Origin of the sequence: Massilia endophytica (assembly GCF_021165955.1) — a bacterium.
GTDB classification, from domain to species: Bacteria; Pseudomonadota; Gammaproteobacteria; order Burkholderiales; family Burkholderiaceae_D; genus Rugamonas; species Rugamonas endophytica.
Map to the genome: position 1 here is coordinate 1,543,948 of NZ_CP088952.1, position 20,187 is coordinate 1,564,134.

A 20,187-nucleotide genomic window follows, 5' to 3' on the forward strand; every position below is an offset into this window, starting at 1 on the left:
TTCATCAAAGGGGAATGCAATGGAACAATCGACTGAACGAGTGCAGGAGGTCTTCAAAACCACCAGGACTCTCTGTGTGGGGCGTTTCCTGATCGACGTTCCCTTGACAGCGACGGTGGTCCACGGCGCTATGTGGGTTCCTTACGACCTCATACGTTTGCCAAAAGAAGCGCCGAACATTGACGAGCACATCCAGAAGCTGATCTCGGAGCTCGACGGAAAGCGTCACCTCGCTGCCAGAGAACTCCGCGGCGAGCGGGGGGTGCTAGGAAAAGTCGTCGATGGCGCATTGCCAGGACAGCGAATTTTCTTCGGCTTGAGCGGCATGGCAAGCTTCTACAAGATCCGCTCTCTGATACCGATAGCCGACGACTTGTTCATACAGACAGCGATACCGGTCCGGGATGGGAACGACTATGGCAGCACTGTTCAGGAGCTAAATAGTGTCGCCAGGCGCATCGTGTCGCGTGGCGACAATGAACTCCCGCGGGAGAGCGGCTTTTGTGTCGATGGTGCGTTGGTGCGCGATTCGGATAATCCCAAGGTGGAAAAAATCCAGATGGGTATTCGGCTAAAGGAATTTCCGGATGTGCATTTCTCTCTTGAGTTGCTGCGCGGGGACTACATTGTTGAATCGGATGCTATCGAACCCCGGCTGGCAGCCGCCCGGCGTGATGCCATTGCAGCGGGCTTTGGTGATTGGTTTGAACGGATCAAAACTCTGCGCCGAGGCGAGCGCACCTTGGGTGCTTGGAAGGGTTTCGAGGTTCTTGCACGCCTGCCGGCCCAGAAAGACCAAGGCGAATCGCATGACTTCAACTTCGTCGCGCTGGGCGAAGCCAAGAATCCAAGCGTTCCTGCGTTGGATATGAAGCTGGATACCGGTGTAGAGGACAACCGCCCCGGCGCCATCCCGCCCAGCATCAGCGATGCGGAGGCAGTCTATCTCTGGGACAAGCTGACGAACTCGCTCCGCCTGCGCCCTGTAACCGCTTCGAAATAGCGCCGAAGCGCCGTGAAAGGCAGGGTGCGCACGATAGGATTTGCGGTACTGCAGAATAATTGCACTTTGGTAAAATTGTTTCAGACAATTTTCACTGAGGATGGAGATGATGCAGGTTTCGAAGCGGATCGCGGCGGCCCGGCCGCTGGCTACCACGGCGATGCACGAGCGGGTGGATATCCTCAGGTTGCAAGGTGAAAGCGTGATCGATTTCTCCATCGCCATTTCACACTTCCCCGCGCCAGCCTCCGTACGCGCTGCCGTGGCGGAAGCCCTGCAGCAGCCGCTCCTGCCCTATACAGCCGTCGGCGGTGCGCCCGCGCTGCGCCAGCAGCTGGCTGGCAAGCTGCGCGAGGAGAACGGCATCTCCGCCGGCGCGCAGCACGTCATCGTCACCAACGGCGCGAAACAGGCGCTGTACCAGTCCCTGTATGTGATGACCGATCCGGGCGATACCGTCATCGTGTTCCGCCCGCACTGGCCCGCCTATGTGGCCACGGGCCAGCTGCTCGGCCTCAACATCGTGCTGGTAGACCAGCCCGAGGTGGTGGACGCGGCCTTCCTGGACCGCCTGCCGCGCGCCAAGGTGCTCATTATTAACAACCCGCACAATCCCACCGGTAAGGTGTACACCAAGTCAGAGCTGGACAGCATCGCCGACTGGCTGCGGGCGCGCCGCTGCCACGCCATCGTGGACGAAAGCTACGAGAAGCTGATCTTCGAAGGCGTGCATCACAGCCTGGCCGCCTGCAAGGATTGGGAGGAGCTGGGCATCGTCACCATTTTCTCGGCCTCGCAGAGCTACGCCATGATGGGCTGGCGTGCAGGCTTCGCTTCCGCGCCCGCCGTGTGGGTGAAGGCCATGGAGGCGCTCCAGGGGCCGATCACGGCGGCCGTTCCGGCGCTGAGCCAGGTGGCGGCGGAGGCGGCCTTCGCGGTGGGCGATGTGCCCGAACTGCTGGCGGACTACCGCGTGCGGCGCGACCTGGTGGTGGACATGTTCGCCACCCAGCCCTGGATCAAGATGCCCGCTCCGGCCTCCGGACCCTACCTGTGGGGGGACATTTCCGGCATCACGCGCGATACGGTGGGCTTCGCCGAAACTCTGATCGAGGAGTTCCGCGTGGCGATCATGCCGGGCGAGGCGCTTGGCTGCCCCGGCTTCATCCGGATCGGGTATATTGCTGACGATGAGACAACTTTGCGCAAAGGCGTTCAGGCCATCATTTCCCTTGGTAAACGCATGGCGGAAAGCTGAAGAGAACCAACTATGCCGGTGCTTCGTTTGAACAGTCTGCGGGGGCGCCTGATCCTGCTGGTTACGCTGGCCATCACGCCGATGGCCGCGATGACGGTGCTCACCGGCCTGCGCGAACGTGAACACGCCATCGAGGTGGCGCGCGAGAACCTGCAGCGGGTGGCCAACCTGGCCGCCGCCAACGAAGCCCAGTCCCTGGAAGGCGCGCGCCAGATCCTGCGCGACCTGTCCAGCATCCCGGATGTGCTGGGCCAGCCGGAAGACTGCAGCCTGCTCATGTCCGACATCCTGTCCAAGAACACGGACTTCGTGAACTTCGGCGTGATCCAGATGAATGGCGACGTGACCTGTTCCGCCGTGGCTTCCGTGGGCCTGGTGAACCTGGCCGACCGCTCCCATTTCAAGCGCGCCATCGCCGAGCGCCGCTTCATTGCCGGTAACTATGTGTTCGGCCGCGTCATCGGCAAGCACACCATTAATCTCACCTACCCGGTCATCCAGGGTAGCGAAGTGAAAGCCGTGCTGTTCGCGGCCATGGACCTGGTGGAGCTGGACAAGTTCGTGCTCGACGTGCAGCTCTCGCCCGGCTCCCTGCTGTGGACTGCGGACGTGGAGGGCACCATCATCTCCCATCGCCCGGACCCCACCAACTATTTCGGCAAGAAGCTTCCCGAGCCGCTGCGTTCACTGCTGCCCCAGCATCCCAAGGTGCCCGTGGTGCTGAAGGATTCGGACGGGGTGGACAGGCTGTATGCCTTTGCCCGCGTGGGCAGCCGTGAAGTGTCGGACTACACGGTCATGATCGGCATTCCCTATGAGGAGATCGTGGCCGCTGCCACGCGCGACCAGATGATTGCCGTCGTGGGCCTGGTGGCCACCATCACCCTTGCGCTGCTGGCCGCCTGGTTCGGCGGCGATGTGCTGATCGTGCGCCGCGTGCAAACCCTGGCCAGCACCGCCAACCGCATCGCTTCCGGTTCGCTCGACACGCGCACCGGCATGCGCTACGAGAACGAGGAGATCAGCGACCTGGCGCGCTCGCTGGACGAAATGGCCCAGGCCCTGCAGAAGAAGGAGCTGGAGCGCGACGCGGCGGCGGCTTCGCTGCAGGCGGCGGACAAGCGCAAGGACGAATTCCTGGCCATGCTGGCGCACGAGCTGCGCAACCCCCTGGCTCCCATCAGCTCGGGGGCCCAGGTGCTGAAGATGGCGCATGCCGACAATCCCTCGGTGGCGCGCACCGCCGAAATCATTTCGCGCCAGGTCGAGCACATGACGCGCCTGATCGACGACCTGCTGGACGTGTCGCGCGTTACGCGCGGCCTGGTCAAGCTGAATCGCACGCCCCTGGACCTGCGCAGCGTGGTGGAAGACGCCGTCGAGCAGGCCTATCCTCTGTTCAAGAGCAAGCGCCAGCAGCTCGCGCTGAACCTTCCTGCGGAACCCATGGGCGTGCGCGCGGACCACAAGCGCATGGTGCAGGTGGTGGCCAACCTGCTCAACAACGCCGCCAAGTACACACCCGAGAACGGCCATATCAGCGTGACCCTTACGCGCGAGGACGGCGTGGTGCGCCTGGAAGTGGCGGACGACGGCATCGGCATGACCAACGAGCTGGTGGCCCGCGTCTTCGAACTGTTCACCCAGGCCGAGCGCACTTCGGACCGTTCGCAGGGCGGCCTGGGCCTGGGCCTGGCCCTGGTGCGCACCCTGGTGCTGCTGCACGGCGGCACGGTGGATGCGTCCAGCGCAGGACTGGACCGGGGCAGCACCTTCTCGGTGCGCCTGCCGTACGAGCCGCTGCCGGAAGGCGGCGCGGGAACATCCGGCCACGTGCCGCACAGCGCCTCCCACGGCGGCAGCCTGCGCTGCCTGGTGGTGGACGACAATGTCGATGCGGCCCAGACCCTGGCCCTCTTCCTCGAAGCCGCCGGCCATGAAGTGCAGGTCGCCCACCGCGCCACCGAGGCGCTGGAGATGGCGCGCCACCTGCGGCCCCAGGTCTGCTTCCTGGATATCGGCCTGCCCGATATCGACGGCAACGAGCTGGCCGCTCTCCTGCGCCGCATGCCCGAGACCTCGCAGGCGCAGCTGGTGGCCGTTACCGGCTACGGCCGCAAGGAAGACCAGGAGAAGTCCATCGCCGCCGGTTTCGACCACTATTTCGTCAAGCCCATGGACACGGGCAAGCTGGTGAACCTGCTGGGCGTACTCACGCTGGAGACCGCTCATTAGGCTAGAATTGCCTATATGAACGAATTCTCCGAAGACATCTACACCGAACCTTCCGGCATCGACATCGACACCCTGGCCAACCTGGGCCCGCTGCGTGCGCTTGCCGGAACCTGGGAAGGCACGCGCGGCCTGGACATCAAGCCCAAGGCCGACGGCCCGCGCAAGCAGGCCTATGTCGAGCGCATCGAGCTCGTGCCCATCGACCCCGTCACCAACGGCCCACAGCTGTTCTACGGCCTGCGCTATGTGCTCATCGTCAACAAGCCGGACAACGTGAAGACCTACCATGAGCAGGTGGGCTATTTCCTGTGGGAGCCCGCCACGAAGACCGTGATCCAGACCCTCGCCATCCCGCGCGGCCAGATCGCCATGGCGCAGGGCACGGTAGAGCCGGATGCGACAAGTTTCGAGCTGGTGGCGCGCCAGGAGTCGGACAACTACGGCATTCTTTCGAATCCCTTCCTGGAGTACGGCTTCCGCACCGTCGAATACCGCATCAAGGTCAGCGTCAACGAAGACGGCAGCTGGGCTTACGACGAGGACACCGTCATGCTCATTCGCGGCAAGGAGAACGAGCCTTTCCATCACATGGACCGCAACCTGCTGGTCAAGGTGGCCGAGCCCCAGCTCAACCCGATGGCGCGCCGCTGATCGCCGCGCCGGGCTAGACTCGGCGCATGCACCGCTACCGAAACCTCGAAGGCCATTCCGGCGTGCTTCTCTACGAGATCCACCCGGAGGCGATCACCGTGCGCTTTGCGGGCGGTTTCGAATACGACTATACCTACGCCAGCACCGGCCGCGCCCGCGTCGAGACCATGAAAGCCCTCGCGACGGCAGGGCGGGGCCTGAGCACTTTCATCTCGCGCTATGTGCGGGAAGCCTATGCGGCCAAGCGCGAGCATAAATGATTCAATTTTTGCCGCGACACTGGCTATAATCGACGCATGCGACTCACTTCCTTTACGGACTACACCCTGCGGTCCCTGATCTATCTTGGCATGCACCGCGACCAGCTGGTGACGATTCAGGATATCGCCGACCTGCATGGCATCTCCAAGAACCACCTCACCAAGGTGGTGCACCAGCTCGGCGTGAGCGGTCTGGTGGAGACTGTGCGCGGCCGGCATGGCGGCCTGCGCCTGGCGAAGGAGCCCGCCGATATCTGCATCGGCGAGGTGGTGCGCATGAGCGAGTCGGACTTCCATATCGCCGAATGCTTCGACAGCACCCGCCAGGGCTGCGCGCTGCACCAGGGCTGCGCCCTGAAGGCGAAGCTGAACAAGGCCACCGAAGCCTTCCTGGCCGTGCTGGACGAAGTGACCCTGGCCGAGATGCTGCCGGGCGCACGCAGCACCGCCGGGGCGGCCATCCTCGGCCAGCCCATCGTCTTCCATCCCCTCCCCAAGGCCGGAACGGCCTGAGACACTTTCCCGACAAAGGTAGGACATTTTGTCCGTTGACCCTTCGCATTCAAACATGCAAACTGAATGCATGTTAACTGCAAGGAGCCAGAAAATGCTGTCAACCGAACATCGCGCTATCGTTACCGCCACCGTGCCTATCCTGGAGCAGGGCGGCGAGGCGCTGACCCGCCACTTCTACCAGAAGCTGTTCCGCGAATATCCTGAGGTGCTGCCTTACTTTAACCAGGCCCACCAGCACAGCGGCAACCAGCAGCGTGCCCTGGCGAATGGCGTGCTGATGTACGCGAAGAATATCGAACGCCTGGAGGCGCTGGGCGGCCTGGTGAATACCATCGTGGCCAAGCATGTATCGCTGCAGATCCTGCCGGAGCACTATCCCAAGGTGGGCGCGGCCCTGCTGGGCGCCATCCGCGAAGTGCTGGGCGCCGAGGTGGCCACGGATGCCGTGATCGAAGCCTGGGGCGCGGCCTACGGCCAGCTGGCCGAGATCCTCATCGGCGCCGAAGGCAAGGCTTATGAAAACCAGGCTGGCGCAAAGGGCGGCTGGAACGGCCTGCGCCGCTTCGTCGTGTCGCGCAAGCGCCCCGAATCCGAAGAGATCAGCAGCTTCGTCTTCCGTCCCGAAGACGGCGGCCCCGTGATGGACTTTGCGCCGGGCCAGTACATCGGCATCCGCCTGGTCATCGACGGCAAGGAGCAGCGCCGCCAGTACTCGCTGTCGGCCGAGAGCAATGGCAAGACCTACCAGATCAGCGTGAAGCGCGAACCGGGCGGCAAGGTCTCGAACTTCCTGCACGACCAGGTGGACGAAGGCGATACCGTGGAACTGCTGCCGCCTTCCGGCGTGTTCACCCTGGGCGAGGGCGCCCGTCCCGTGGTGCTGATCAGCGGCGGCGTTGGCATCACCCCGACCCTGTCCATGCTGAACACGGCGCTGAAGTCCGGCCGTGAGGTGCACTTCATCCACGCGGCCCGCCACGGCGGCGTGCATGCCTTCCGCGACCAGGTGGACCAGCTGGCAGCTGGCAACGCGAAGCTGCGCCGCCACTACATCTATGCCGAAACCCGCGATGGCCACGCGGCGCCCCATGCTGTGGGCCTGCTGGACAAGGACGCGCTGGGCAAGTGGCTGCCGGAGTCGCGCGATGTGGACGCGTACTATCTGGGCCCGGTGGGCTTCATGAAGACGGTGAAGAAGTCGCTGGAAGAGCTGGGCGTGCCTGCGGCACAGACCCACTATGAGTTCTTCGGTCCTGCCGAAGCGCTCAACTAGGCAGCTCTCAAACCAGCAGGGCGGCGCTCATGGACGCCGCGTCGCGCGCAGCTTCCTCGGTGATCTGCGCGCGTTTTTCTTCGTCGATGAAAAGGTCGATCACCGATTCAGAATGCGGCGGCTCTTCGCGCGGCGTTTCGAGCGGCGAGGCCACGGGTGCGAAGTGGTTGGCCAGGAGCAGGGTGTCCAGCAAAGTCTCCGGCGGCACCTGCAGGAAGCCGTCACGCAGGCCTTCGATGGCGTTGGCCACCGGCTCGGGCACGCCCAGCTTGTGCATGACTTCGCGCGTAATGATCTCTTCGCTGGCAGGCTGCCAGTTTTCTGGATCGGGCTCCAGCAGGCCGGGGAATTCGTCGGCGCGCGAGAGCAGGTAGAAGCCGCCCACTTCGTGGACGATGGCGGCGAAGAGGGCCGTATCCGGGTTCACGCCCGTGACTTCGCGCGCGATGATGCGCGCCAGGCAGGCGACGTGAATGGTGTGGTCCCACAGCTGCTCCGCCTTGGCGCGCAGTTCCGGGTCTTCGATCTTGCTGCCGAACTGGCGCACCACCATGGCGGCGGCCAGGGCAAACAGGTTGTGGTAGCCCACGCGCATGATGGCCGCCCGCACATTGGTGATGGTGGGGCCGCCGGTGCGGTTGAACATGGCGGAATTGGAAAGGGAGACCGTGCGGGCCGCCAGCTGGGGCTCGGCCAGCACCAGGCGGATTGCCTCTTCCATGGGGCAATCGGGGTCGTCCAGCGCGAGCTGCACGGCCAGGGCAGCGTTCACGCTGGTGGGAAAGACGAGGTCCCCGCGAATCGCCAGCGCAGCGATATGCCCGAAGGCTTCCAGTTTATTCATGCGCAAATTATACGCAGGCGGGCTTTGAATCACAATGCAGCCGGCGGGGGCATGGCCCCCGCCGTGCCACAGTGTCAGGCATTGGCCAGCTGGGGCTGGCGCGCGCCGCTTTCGCGGCGGTAGCGGCTGACGGACAGGTCGTCCGCATAAATGGCGGGGCGCTTGGCGGACATGATGTCGGCCAGCATCTGGGCCGAGCCGCAGGACATGGTCCAGCCAAGGGTGCCGTGTCCCGTATTGACAAAGAGATTGCGCATGCCGGTACGGCCTACCACGGGCGTGCCGTCCGGGGTCATGGGACGCAGGCCGGTCCAGAAAGTGGCCTGCGCCGTGTCGCCCGCGCCGGGGAAGAGGTCGTTGACCACCATTTCCAGGGTCTCGCGGCGGCGCGAGTTCAGGCGCTTGTCGTAGCCCGCGATTTCCGCCATGCCGCCCACGCGGATGCGGTCGTCGAAGCGGGTCACGGCGATCTTGTAGGTTTCGTCCAGGATGGTGGAAGTGGGCGCGTGTTCGGCGTTCACGATAGGCACCGTGATCGAGTAGCCCTTCAGCGGGTACACGGGAATATCCACCAGGCCCTTCAGGAAAGGCGTGGAGTAGGCGCCCAGGGCGACCACGTAGGAGTCGGCCTTCACCAGCTCCTCGCCGCATTGCACGCCGCGCACCTTGTCGCCGTCCGTCAGCAGGCCGCTGATATCCACGCCGTAGCGGAAGTTCACGCCCAGCTCCTGCGCCATGGCGGTGAGGCGGGTGGTGAAGAGCTGGCAGTCGCCCGTTTCGTCGTTCGGCAGGCGCAGGCCGCCCACCAGCTTCTCCGCGGCCAGGCCCGGCTCGGCCTGCAGCAGGGACTGGCTGTCCAGCAGCTCGAAGGGCACGCCGGTTTCCTTCAGCACTTCAATGTCCTTCGCGGCATCGTCCAGCTGCTTCTGGGTACGGAAGAGCTGGGTCGTGCCTTTCTGGCGGCCTTCATATTCGATGCCTGTAGCGGCGCGCAGCACCTTGAAGCAGTCGCGGCTGTACTCGGCCAGGCGCACCATGCGCTCCTTGTTGACCGCATAGCTCTCGGCATTGCAGTTGCGCAGCATCTGCCACATCCATTTCAGCTGGAAGAGGGTGCCGTCCGGGGTGATGGACAGGGGCGCGTGGCGCTGCAGCATCCACTTCATGGCCTTCAGGGGAATGCCGGGAGCGGCCCAGGGCGAGGCGTAGCCGGGCGAAATCTGGCCCGCGTTGGCGAAGCTGGTTTCCAGGGCAGGGCCGGGCTGGCGGTCGAGCACGGTTACTTCATGGCCTGCCTGGGCCAGGTAGTAAGCGGTGGTGACGCCGATGACTCCACTTCCGAGAACGACTACGCGCATTGTTGCCTCACTGTATTGGGGATTTTTGCTATGATATTTGGATTCATCCAGTGTTTGTCACTATAAAAGTGCGGAAAAATAGGGAAAAATCATGCGAACTCAGAAAGAATCCGTGCGCGGGCTGGACAAGCTGGACCGCAAGATCCTCAAGCTGCTGCAGGAGGATGGGCGCATGTCCATGAAGGACCTGGCCGAGCAGGTAGGGCTGTCGATCACGCCGACCACGGAGCGGGTCAAGCGCATGGAGCGGGACGGGGTGATCAGCGGCTATCACGCCCGGCTCAATCCTGGGGCGCTGGGTGCGACCCTGCTGGTGTTTGTGGAGATTACGCTCAACCAGAAGTCAGCCAGCCACTTCGAGCAGTTCCGCCGCGAAGTGCTGCGCATTCCCGAGGTGCAGGAATGCCATCTGGTGTCGGGCGATTTCGACTACCTCATCAAGGCGCGGATTCATGAGATGGCGGAATATAGAAAGCTGCTGGGGGATATGCTGCTCAACCTGCCTGGCGCGGCCCAGTCCAAAAGCTATGTGGTAATGGAAGAGATTAAAGAAACGCTGATTCTGTCCACTGAAACGAATCTGTAATATTTAAGCCATTGATGGGTGGCAATATTCGCACATTCGCCCGCGTCCAGCGTTGGGTGACGGCCATTTTCCCTCAGCAGACTGACGATTTCTGTCCTTCCGGAACGATTTCCGTATATCATTCCTTTTTGAGAGATATTTTGCATTAGAAATAATATCGCTGTTCATAATATTAACTAAAAGAATCTCACCAATTCTATCCAAAACTAAATGGAGTCTGCCCCCATGGCTTCCGCTGTTATTGCATCCACTGCCAAAGAAATCGCCTTTATCGATACTTCGATTGCCGACTACCAAACGCTGGTCGACGGGTTGAGGGAAGGCGTCGAATTTGTCCTGATCGACAGCACGCACGATGGTCTGGCGCAGATCGCCGCCGTGCTGGCTTGGCGCACCGACATCGGGGCTGTACACGTGTTCAGTCACGGTGAACCGGGCGCGCTCCAGCTGGGTTCGGCCTTGGTTAGCGAGGCGAGTCTGCATAGCTACAGTTCCGAGCTTGCGTTGATGCGAGACACGTTCGCCGGAAAAGGTGAGCTGCTGCTTTATGGCTGTGATGTTGCCAAGGGCGCAGCCGGCCAATCCTTCATTTCGGCACTGGCAGCGGCTACTGCAGCAAAGATCGCCGCCTCGACCGATCTGACTGGAAGCGCTGTCCTCGGAGGTGACTGGATGCTGGAAACGCAGACCGCTGCGATCGGCACGCCAATTGCGCTGTCGCAGACAGGGATTGCAGCGTTCAGCGGTCTACTTGCTGTCACTGATGTCAATTTCGATGGCGCTACCACCATCGATGGCGGGTTTGGCACGGAGATGACGTTCGGCGCGTGGAAGTTCACCTCGAGTCCCGATTCCGACATGGCCATTGCCCTCTACGCCGACAGGGCTGATTTGCTGAACGTAGATGGCGGGGGCAATGACCGCGCCGTGTTACTCAACTACGACCAACTCGCGGTGCAGACATTTGCGATGAAGTCGGCGGACGGCAGCAACTTCAAGATCGAATCCTTCAAGATCGGACAGACTGCCGCTTCCCCTGCTACTCTAACCATTGCCGCCTATTCCGGGGGGCAGCTGATCGTGGCGGCGGAGTCTGTGAATATGGGAAGTTCAGATTCCGCTGGAAACATCAGCTATAGCATGTCCAACAATGATGGCAATGGCCGCGCTGGGACGCTTACCTTCAATTCCGCATACGGCGATATCGATGAGATCCGCTTCTCGTTCTCGTCCGCTAGTACGTTATCAATAGACGATATCGACGTTAGCGTGGCCGTACCTGATACCACTGCCCCGGTATTTTCGTCTGCAGCGGTCAATGGTACGTCCCTGGTGATGACCTACACCGAGGCGAGCATGTTAGACGCGGCGAATGCGGCAGCCGCTGGTGCCTTTACGGTGATGGCAGGAGGCTCCTCCGTCACAGTCAACAGCGTAGCCGTGAACGCCGCCGCTAACACCGTCACCCTGACGCTCGCCAGCGCGGTGACGCACGGACAGGCAGTCACCGTGGCCTACACTGACCCGACCGGCGGCGACGACACGAACGCAATTCAGGACGTTGCAGGAAATGACGCGGCCACCCTCGGTGCGACGGCCGTCACCAACAATACGCCCGACACCACTGCGCCAGCAGTCACCGGCAATATCTCCGTTCCGGCTGATGCGGTCTATGCTGAAGGTCAGACCCTGAGCTTTACCGTCACCTTTGACGAGAACGTGACCGTTAGCGGCACCGATAGCAGTCTTGCGCTGACCATCGGAAGCACCGCGCGGAGCGCCAGCTACTTCTCAAAGTCCGGCGCCACGGTAACTTATCACTATACGGTGCAGGCAGGCGACCTGGATGCCAATGGCATCTCGGTAGGGGCTCTTTCACTTGGCACCAGTACGATCCAGGACGCGGCCGGCAACAATGCCACGCTGACGCTGACCGGCCATATTCCGACGCTGACTGGCATTCTGGTTGATACTGCGGCGCCGGTCTTTGCGTCGGCGGTAGTGAATGGCACCTCGCTGGTGCTGACGTACACCGATGACTCCCAGCTCGACGCTGGTAATGGCCCAATCCCAGGTCATTTCAATGTGGAGGCGGACGGTGCAACCGTCACAATCAGCAGCGTGTCCGTGAACGCCGCCGCCAAAACCGTCACACTGACGCTGGCGAGCGCTGTGGCCTTCGGGCAGGCCGTTACCGTAGCCTACGCTGACGGCTCCCCAAGCAATGATCCGACCGGCATCCAGGACGCTGCAGGCAACGACGCCGCATCGCTCAGCACCACTGCGGTCACCAATAACACGCCTGATATCACGGCGCCGGTCTTTGCGTCGGCGACCGTCAACGGTGCATCGCTGGTGTTGGCCTATAACGATGCCAGCACTCTGGACGCCGTGAATGTCCCTGCTGCAGGGGATTTTGCCGTGACGGTGGGCGGTTCTGCGCGCGCCGTCAACAGCGTATCTGTTGACGCCGCCGCCAAGACCATCACGCTGACGCTAGCAAGCGCCGCCGGGTACGCCGAGGCAGTTACTGTAGCCTACACTGACCCCACTGCAGGCAACGATACCAACGCGATCCAGGACGCTGCAGGCAATGACGCCGCGTCGCTTGGCGTCACGCCCGTCACCAACAATACGCCCGACACGACAGCGCCCGTTTTTGCCTCGGCAGCCGTCAACGGCACTTCGCTGGTGATGACCTACACCGAAGCTACAACGCTGAACGGGGTGAATGTCGCCGCCGCAGGCGCCTTCACGGTGATGGCAGGCGGTTCGCCTGTCACTGTCAACAGCGTGTCGGTGAACGCCGCTGCCAAGACGGTGACGCTGACGCTGGCCACCGCTGTAGGCTACGCCGAAGCAGTTACTGTCGCCTACACCGATCCGACCGGCGGCAACGACGCCAACGCTATCCAGGACGCGGCAGGCAACGATGCTGCTACGCTTGGCGCAACGGCAGTCACCAACAACACTCCAGACACTACGGGCCCGGTCTTTGCGTCCGCAGAAGTCAATGGCAGCACGCTAGTGATGACCTACACCGAAGCCACTACTCTCGATGCTGTGAATGCGCCCGCCGCTGGCGCCTTCACTGTCATGGCGGGTGGCTCGGCCGTTACCGTCAACAGCGTGTCGGTCAACGCTGCCGCCAAGACCGTCACGCTGACCTTGGCCAGCGCGGTTGCGAACGGCCAGGCCGTCACCGTCGCTTATGCCGACCCGACTGGCGGCAACGACGCGAATGCAATCCAGGATGCAGCAGGCAACGACGCTGCCACGCTGGGAGCCACCGCCGTCACCAACAACACGCCCGATACCACGGCTCCTGCGCTTGCTTCGGCAGCTGTCAACGGCACTTCGCTGGTGCTGACCTACACTGATGTCAACACGCTGGATGCAGTAAATACCGCGGCGGCTGGCGACTTCACCGTCATGGCAGGCGGCTCGCCGGTTACCGTCAACAGCGTAACGGTGAACGCTGGCGCCAAGACTGTCACGCTGACGCTGGCGAGCGCCGTGAATCCCGGCGAATCGGTCACCGTCGCCTACAGCGATCCGACCGGCGGCAACGACGCCAATGCGACCCAGGACGCAGCAGGCAATGATGCGGCCTCGTTTGGTGCAACGGCTGTTACCAACAACACCCCGGATGCCACGGCGCCAGTCTTCGCCTCTGCCGCCGTGGATGGCGCCACGCTGGTGATGACTTATACCGAAGCGACCACTCTGGATGGAACGAACGTTCCCGCAGCCGGAGCGTTCACCGTGATGGCGGGCGGCTCGGCCGTCACTGTCAACAGCGTGGCGGTGGACGCCAACGCCAAGACGGTGACGCTGACGCTGGCCAGCGCGGTGATCACCGGCCAGGCCGTCACGGTGGCCTACAACGACCCGACGGGCGGCGATGACTCGAACGCAATCCAGGATATCGGCGGCAACGACGCTGCCACGCTCGGCGCCACGGCAGTGACGAATAACACCGTGGATACGACGGCCCCTGTATTTGCCTCCGCCGCCGTCAACGGCACCTCGCTGGTCATGACCTATACCGAAGCCACGACCCTGGACGCAGGCAATGCGCCCGCGGCTGGCCGCTTCACGGTCATGGCGGGGGGCTCGGCGGTCACCGTGAACAGCGTTTCGGTGGATGCGGCGGCCAAGACCGTTACGCTGACGCTGGCGAGCGGCGTCGTTGCCGGACAGGCTGTTACCGTTGCCTATGCCGACCCGACGGGTGGCAACGATGCGAACGCGATCCAGGATGCATCGGGCAACGACGCGGTTACCCTGAGCGCGACCACCGTCACCAATAACACGCCGGACGTTGCTGCCCCGGTCTTCGCTTCTGCCGCCGTCAACGGCGCCTCGCTGGTGATGACCTACACCGATGCGTCCCAGCTCGATGCGGGGAATCCGCCAGCCATTGGCGACTTTGCCGTGATGGCGGGCGGTTCGCCGGTTAGCGTCAGCAGTGTTTCTGTAAACGCGGCCGCCAAGACCGTTACGCTGACCCTGGCGAGCGCGGTGACGCCTGGCCAGGCCGTGACCGTGGCCTACACCGACCCTACCATCGGCAACGATGGGAATGCCATTCAAGATGCGGCGGGTAACGACGCCATCACGCTCGGCGCAACGGCCGTCACCAACAATACGCCTGATGTCACAGCGCCGGTCTTCGCTTCCGCAGCCGTTAATGGCGCCACGCTGGTGCTGACTTATACCGAAGCGACGACGCTGGATGCGACGAACGTTCCAGCAGCTGGAGCATTTACCGTCATGGCGGGTGGTTCGGCCGTTACCGTCAGCAGCGTATCGGTGAACGCCGCTGCGAAGACCGTCACGCTGACGCTGGCGAGCGCGGTAGCTCCTGCCCAGGCCGTCACGGTGGCCTACGCCGATCCAACCGGCGGCAACGACACCAACGCGATCCAGGATGCCGCGGGCAATGATGCCGCCACGCTCGGTGCGACTTCTGTCACCAACAACACGGTGGACACGACGGCTCCGGTATTCGCTTCTGCAGCCGTCAACGGTACCTTGCTGGTGATGACCTACACCGAAGCCAGCACGCTGGATGGAGTAAATGCTCCCGCAGCGGGCGCGTTTACCGTGACGGCAGGCGGGTCGGCCGTCAGTGTCAGCAGCGTGTCGGTCAACGCCGCCGCCAAGACGGTTACGCTGACGCTGGCCAGCGGAGTCACCGCGGGCCAGGCTGTCACTGTGGCCTACGCTGACCCGACCGGCGGCAACGACACGAACGCGATCCAGGATGCGGCAGGCAACGACGCCATCACCCTCGCGGCGACTGCCGCCACCAACAACACTCCGGATGTCACCGCGCCGGTCTTTGCTTCGGCCACCGTCAACGGCACCACCCTCGTGATGACGTACACGGAAGCGGTGTCGCTGGATGCTGTCAATGGCCCGGCGGCCGCGCGCTTTGCCGTGACCGCAGCCGGTTCTGCAGTTGCCGTCAGCAACGTCGTCGTCGATGCCAATGCGAAGACCGTCACGCTGACGCTTGCAACCGCTGTTACCAATGGCCAGGCGGTCACGGTTGCGTACACCGATCCGACCGGTGGCAACGACGCCAACGCGATCCAGGACGCGGCAGGCAACGACGCCGTGACGCTCGGCGCCACGGCTGTCACCAACAACACTCCCGTGCCCAGCCCTTCGACACCGCCAACCACCAGCACGGTGGACGGTGTGGCCGTGCAGACCGGCACTGTGGCCAACAGCGATGGTTCCGTATCGACGGTGGTGACGATTCCGGTCGTGACGACCGGGCGCGTTGAGGAAGTGGGCGACAACACCGTTGCCGATATCCCGCTGGTGAAGAACTCCAGCGGCACCTCGCTCCTGACGGTTCAGGTGCCCGTGGGCGTGGGCCTGCAGGCCAGCGGTCCTGGCCAGGCGAAGACCGCGGGCAGTTCGTTGACGGACCTGATCCGCGAGATCAAGGCCCACACCACCAGCGGTTCGGCGGACCAGAATTCGCTCACCGGCGGCGGCACTGGCTTCCTGGGCGACCTGCAAAGCAGCACGCCGCTGCTGGTGCAGACCGTCGTCACCGCGGGCAATACGCCAGGCAGCAATGCCTTGACCATCAGCGGCCAGCCAACGGCTGCGGGCGAAACCCAGGTCGCGCTGGTAATCGATACGCGCTCGCAGACGAGCGGTGTCAATATCGAATTGCAGAACGTGGAGTTCGCGGCCATCATCGGCACGGCGAATGTCAGCGGCGGTTCCGGCTCCCAGAAGGTGTGGGGCGATAGCGCCAGCCAGACGATCTTCCTCGGTGCGGATGACGACGTGCTGCACGGCGGCGGCGGCAACGACACCGTGGGCAGCGCAGGCGGCAACGACCGCGTCTATGGCGACGAGGGCAACGACATTGTGTTCGGCGGCGAAGGGGACGACTATGTGGACGGCGGCACGGGCCTGGACATTGCCCGCTTCAGTGGCCGCAGCGACGCTTATTCCCTGCGCATGTCGAACGACAAGCTGGTGATGACGGCGAAATCCGGTACCGACGGCGTCGACACGGTGGTGTCGGTGGAAACGCTGCGCTTCATCGGCGGGCAGGGCATGGGCACCAGCGAGAACGTACTGGCGCGCCTCTACGAGGGCCTGCTGCATCGCTCGGCCTCCGCGGCGGAAGTGGCCTTCTGGCAGGACAAGGAAGCGCGCGGCGCCACCATGCACGATATCGCTGCCTCCATCGCCGGTTCGACGGAAGCGGTGGCAGTGAATGGCGCCAGCAATCTGTCCTTCGTCACCGGCCTGTATCAGAACGTTCTGGGCCGCGCCGCGTCGAGCCAGGAGGCAGACTTCTGGCTTGGCAAGATGGCTGGCGGCATGGACCGCGCGACCGTGGCGCTGGGCTTCGTCAATTCGACGGAGAAGCTGGCCGCCGCGGTGAACGTGGACTTCAACCACAGCGACGTGGCCGTACTGGTGCGCATGTATAACACCATGTTCGGCCGCGCTGCCGACGAGGCAGGCCTGAACTACTGGCTGGCCAAGCACGAGCAGGGCATGACGATGGGCGCAATTGCGGACGCGTTCACCACTTCCTCGGAAGCGCAGGCCCTGCAGCAGCCGGGCGGCGATGCGGCGTTTATCAACCAGCTCTACCTGCTGGGCATGCACCGCGCGCCGACGGCGGCGGAATCGCTGGCCCTGCAAGGCCTGATGCAGCAGGGCGTGTTCGACCGTGGACAGGTGCTGCTCAATGTGGCGGAATCGGCTGAAAGCATCACGCTGGTGGGCACCATCAACACCAGCATCGACCTCGCGTAATCGGCCCTCAAGGGATGGATGGCCGTGCGCCGTCCATCCCGGCTGTAAAGTGTGTTTCCAATTGTATGTAGAAGATTTTCTACATTTTTTTCCTATTAAGATTTCAGCACCTCTAATCTCAATAGGAAGATTTCAGTCATGTCCACTCCACCTCTGCCCGAACCGATTCAGATCGATGGCGTTCTGGCTTACCGTACTCTCCTCAACCAGCCTGACGGTTCCGTCAACCAGACCTTCCGCGTCTTCCCGGTCTCGCCCCAGCGTCCGGACAATACCGGCAACCCGCACCTGGCCGACATTGGCATCGTGAGCGCTCCCGGCGCCTCGCTGACGGTGCAGCTTCCAAACTATGTGGGCTTCGAGTCGGGTGGCGACGCCACTGCGCACAGTTCGGAGAATGCATTGCCGGAGCTGATCTCAATGATCGATTCCATGAGCGTTCCGGACGCCCAGCGCACTGAGCTCCACGCAGGCGCGGCCTTGTTCGTGAACGAGGCCCTCGCCAGCGACGCGCCCGTGCTTTTCGAAACGGTGATCACCAGCGGCGCCGCGCTGCCCACGGAGAGCGAGTCGTTCGGGGTGGTGGCGCAGGAAGGCGCGGCCCGCGTTGCCGTGTTGCTGAACGCCTCCTCGCTGAACAGCAATGCGCCGGTACGCCTGGAGAATGTCGGCTTTGGCTTCGTGCGCGGCGATGTGACGGTGGAGGCAAGCGGCCGCTCCATGCAGCTGTTCGCCGATGGCGAGCGCCAGAACCTGAAGCTGGGAGCGGGCGACGATACCGTCCACGGTGGCGGCGGCGACGATCTGCTGAACGGGGGGCTTGGCAACGACAAGCTGTATGGCGACGCTGGCAACGACCTGCTGAATGGCGGCATGGGCGACGACTTGCTCGATGGCGGCGAAGGCATCGATATCGCCTACATGGCAGGACGTCCTTTCGACTATTCGGTGCGCGTGAACGGCGGCCATGTGCAGGTGAGCCAGCTGGCGCCCAGCACGGGCAATACGGACAGCCTGCACAACGTAGAAATCCTGGCCTTCACCGAGGCGGGCACGGACACGGCCGACGCGATCGGCCGCCTGTACGAGGCCCTGCTCGACCGCGACGCAAATGCCGCGGAAGTGGCGTTCTGGCAGGAGCTGCAGGAGCAGGGCGCTTCCCTGCAGTCCCTGGCGCTTCGCATCGCGTTTTCGCAGGAGGCAGGGGTGTCCACCGATGCCGGCTTCGTCACCGCACTGTATGAGCGCGTGCTCGACCGGGTGCCGGGCGAGGGCGAGCTGCAGGCCTGGCTGGCCCGCATGGAGCAGGGCATGGACCGCGGCGCGGTGGCGCTGGGCTTCGTGAATTCCGCCGAAAAACTGGGCATGACCTATGACGTGGATATCGGCAGCTCGGACGTTGGGGTGCTGGTGCGCCTGTATCACAGCGCTTTCGGCCGTGCGCCGGACGAAGCAGGCATCAACACATGGCTCGTCCACCTGGAGAAGGGCATGTCGATTGGCGATGTCGCCGATGCGTTCGCGGCAGCCATGATCCCCGACAGGCTGCCGGTGGTCATCGATAACGAAGGCTTCATACAGCAGGTGTACACGAACGCCCTGCATCGCAATCCCACCGGTGAGGAATCGGCATTCATGCTCAAGCTGATGGAGAATCCGGTCTTTGACCGCGGCCAGGTCCTGCTCACGGTGTCGGAATCCTTCGAAGCCGTGCAGCTGGTGGGCGTGATCGACAGCGATATCGTAATCGTCTGAGCAGACTCAGGGGTAGTTGACTGGAAGAATTGTTTCTAAATGTATGTAACCGCGAAAAACTGGGCACCATCCCTTAGTATTTTCGCAGTTATGTTCTGAGGAAACAAAATGACGACATCTATCCCCACCCCTGTCCCGGTCGAAATGCCCGTGAAAGACGATGTTCTGCACGGCGATGCGGGAGACAACCTGCTGGACGGCGGTTTCGGCAACGACAGCCTCTACGGCGAAGCGGGCCAGGACCTGCTCATTGGCGGCGGCGGGAACGACTATCTGGATGGCGGCGACGGCATCGACATCGCCCGCATGGACGCCCGGCGCGAGGACTATGCTTTCCGCATCAAGGACGGACACCTCACGATGACGCTGAACGCGGGCGGCGACGTGGATGACCTGCACAACATCGAAATCCTGGCCTTCCAGGGCCAGGACATGAGCACCAGCGAGGTCCTGCTGCGTCTTTACGAGGGCCTGCTGGAGCGCACACCCAATGCGGCCGAACTCTCCTACTGGGAGGACCAGGTGCGCGGCGGGAAGTCGCTGCACGACGTGGCCTCGGCCTTCCTGGCCTCGCCGGAGGCCGACCGTGGCCTGGACGACGGCTACTTCGTCGTGGAGCTGTATTCGGCGAGCCTTGGCCGCGAAGCCAGCCAGGTGGAACTTGAATACTGGGTGCCGCAGCTGGAAGCAGGCCTGGACCGCGCCACGCTGGCGCTGATGATCGTCAATTCGGCCGAGAAGCTGTCGCTGCAAACGTCCATCGACTTCATCAACAGCGACGTGGCCGTCATGGCCCGCCTGTATAACACCGCCTTCGGACGCGCGCCGGACGAGGCGGGATTGAATTCCTGGCTGTGGGCTATCGAACATGGCGCGCGCATCGGCGACATTGCCGACACTTTTGCCTCGCTCATGGTCAATCCGAACGCACCGATATCGGATGACGCTTTCATTCAGCAAGTATTCCAGACTGGTTTGCAGCGCGGGATAACGGCCGAAGAGTCCCTCTGGGTTCACCAACTCATGGACATGGGCTATGATCGCGGACAGGTATTGCTGACGATATCCGAGTCCATGGAAAGCATGCTGCTGGTTGGTGTGAACAGCACGAACATCGTCACTACCTGACAGAGACTTTTCAAC

Annotated in this window: 13 protein-coding genes; 11 read left to right on the plus strand and 2 right to left on the minus strand. The window is 63.0% G+C overall.

Features of this window, described 5'->3' with window-relative positions:
- The first annotated feature begins 19 nt into the window (after positions 1 to 19).
- From LSQ66_RS06965 to hmpA, 7 genes are all read left to right on the plus strand, one after another.
- On the plus strand, positions 20 to 1,003 hold the full coding sequence (locus LSQ66_RS06965) for a T6SS immunity protein Tli4 family protein (RefSeq protein ID WP_231769065.1): 984 nt from the start codon (positions 20 to 22) through the stop codon (positions 1,001 to 1,003).
- 106 nt (positions 1,004 to 1,109) lie between these two features.
- Positions 1,110 to 2,261 (plus strand): pyridoxal phosphate-dependent aminotransferase, encoded by a 1,152-nt coding sequence (locus LSQ66_RS06970; protein ID WP_231769066.1) that lies wholly within the window; start codon positions 1,110 to 1,112, stop codon positions 2,259 to 2,261.
- A gap of 18 nt (positions 2,262 to 2,279) precedes the next feature.
- The gene (locus tag LSQ66_RS06975) at positions 2,280 to 4,496 is read left to right on the plus strand and encodes a hybrid sensor histidine kinase/response regulator (RefSeq protein WP_231770068.1); all 2,217 of its coding nucleotides are present in this window, start codon (positions 2,280 to 2,282) and stop codon (positions 4,494 to 4,496) included.
- 15 nt (positions 4,497 to 4,511) lie between these two features.
- Complete coding sequence (locus LSQ66_RS06980; protein WP_231769067.1) at positions 4,512 to 5,147, plus strand: FABP family protein; 636 nt, start codon at positions 4,512 to 4,514, stop codon at positions 5,145 to 5,147.
- Between the two features lie 26 nt (positions 5,148 to 5,173).
- Complete coding sequence (locus LSQ66_RS06985; RefSeq protein ID WP_231769068.1) at positions 5,174 to 5,407, plus strand: hypothetical protein; 234 nt, start codon at positions 5,174 to 5,176, stop codon at positions 5,405 to 5,407.
- 36 nt (positions 5,408 to 5,443) lie between these two features.
- A complete protein-coding gene (locus tag LSQ66_RS06990; protein WP_231769069.1) occupies positions 5,444 to 5,920 on the plus strand; it encodes an RrF2 family transcriptional regulator in 477 nt (158 codons plus the stop codon).
- 94 nt (positions 5,921 to 6,014) lie between these two features.
- A complete protein-coding gene (gene hmpA / locus LSQ66_RS06995; RefSeq protein ID WP_231769070.1) occupies positions 6,015 to 7,196 on the plus strand; it encodes an NO-inducible flavohemoprotein in 1,182 nt (393 codons plus the stop codon).
- A gap of 7 nt (positions 7,197 to 7,203) precedes the next feature.
- Here the strand turns inward: hmpA and LSQ66_RS07000 are convergent, their stop codons facing one another.
- Entirely contained in the window at positions 7,204 to 8,040 is an 837-nt protein-coding gene (locus tag LSQ66_RS07000) for an HDOD domain-containing protein (RefSeq protein WP_231769071.1), read from the minus strand.
- A gap of 74 nt (positions 8,041 to 8,114) precedes the next feature.
- Positions 8,115 to 9,398, minus strand: coding sequence for a D-amino acid dehydrogenase (locus LSQ66_RS07005; protein WP_231769072.1), 1,284 nt, complete (start codon positions 9,396 to 9,398; stop codon positions 8,115 to 8,117).
- A 91-nt stretch (positions 9,399 to 9,489) separates the two neighbouring features.
- Here LSQ66_RS07005 and LSQ66_RS07010 point away from each other — a divergent pair, with 91 nt between their 5' ends.
- The 4 genes from LSQ66_RS07010 (at position 9,490) to LSQ66_RS07035 (ending at position 20,172) form a co-directional block, all read left to right on the plus strand.
- Entirely contained in the window at positions 9,490 to 9,984 is a 495-nt protein-coding gene (locus LSQ66_RS07010) for an Lrp/AsnC ligand binding domain-containing protein (RefSeq protein WP_231769073.1), read from the plus strand.
- 225 nt (positions 9,985 to 10,209) lie between these two features.
- The gene (locus LSQ66_RS07020; protein ID WP_407659570.1) at positions 10,210 to 17,289 is read left to right on the plus strand and encodes a SwmB domain-containing protein; all 7,080 of its coding nucleotides are present in this window, start codon (positions 10,210 to 10,212) and stop codon (positions 17,287 to 17,289) included.
- Between the two features lie 138 nt (positions 17,290 to 17,427).
- The gene (locus LSQ66_RS24685; protein WP_269449153.1) at positions 17,428 to 19,044 is read left to right on the plus strand and encodes a DUF4214 domain-containing protein; all 1,617 of its coding nucleotides are present in this window, start codon (positions 17,428 to 17,430) and stop codon (positions 19,042 to 19,044) included.
- A 108-nt stretch (positions 19,045 to 19,152) separates the two neighbouring features.
- Positions 19,153 to 20,172, plus strand: a complete 1,020-nt coding sequence (locus LSQ66_RS07035; protein ID WP_231769075.1) for a DUF4214 domain-containing protein — start codon at positions 19,153 to 19,155, stop codon at positions 20,170 to 20,172.
- The last annotated feature ends 15 nt before the right edge of the window (positions 20,173 to 20,187 follow it).

Bases quoted from the DNA above. Each gene is read 5' to 3' on its own strand.
- LSQ66_RS07035 (WP_231769075.1), top strand. From the start codon at position 19,153: ATGACGACATCTATCCCCACCCCTGTCCCGGTCGAAATGCCCGTGAAA.
- hmpA (WP_231769070.1), top strand. From the start codon at position 6,015: ATGCTGTCAACCGAACATCGCGCTATCGTTACCGCCACCGTGCCTATC.
- LSQ66_RS06970 (WP_231769066.1), top strand. From the start codon at position 1,110: ATGATGCAGGTTTCGAAGCGGATCGCGGCGGCCCGGCCGCTGGCTACC.
- LSQ66_RS07010 (WP_231769073.1), top strand. From the start codon at position 9,490: ATGCGAACTCAGAAAGAATCCGTGCGCGGGCTGGACAAGCTGGACCGC.
- LSQ66_RS06965 (WP_231769065.1), top strand. From the start codon at position 20: ATGGAACAATCGACTGAACGAGTGCAGGAGGTCTTCAAAACCACCAGG.
- LSQ66_RS06990 (WP_231769069.1), top strand. From the start codon at position 5,444: ATGCGACTCACTTCCTTTACGGACTACACCCTGCGGTCCCTGATCTAT.
- LSQ66_RS07005 (WP_231769072.1), bottom strand. From the start codon at position 9,398: ATGCGCGTAGTCGTTCTCGGAAGTGGAGTCATCGGCGTCACCACCGCT.
- LSQ66_RS07020 (WP_407659570.1), top strand. From the start codon at position 10,210: ATGGCTTCCGCTGTTATTGCATCCACTGCCAAAGAAATCGCCTTTATC.
- LSQ66_RS06985 (WP_231769068.1), top strand. From the start codon at position 5,174: ATGCACCGCTACCGAAACCTCGAAGGCCATTCCGGCGTGCTTCTCTAC.
- LSQ66_RS07000 (WP_231769071.1), bottom strand. From the start codon at position 8,040: ATGAATAAACTGGAAGCCTTCGGGCATATCGCTGCGCTGGCGATTCGC.
- LSQ66_RS06980 (WP_231769067.1), top strand. From the start codon at position 4,512: ATGAACGAATTCTCCGAAGACATCTACACCGAACCTTCCGGCATCGAC.
- LSQ66_RS24685 (WP_269449153.1), top strand. From the start codon at position 17,428: ATGTCCACTCCACCTCTGCCCGAACCGATTCAGATCGATGGCGTTCTG.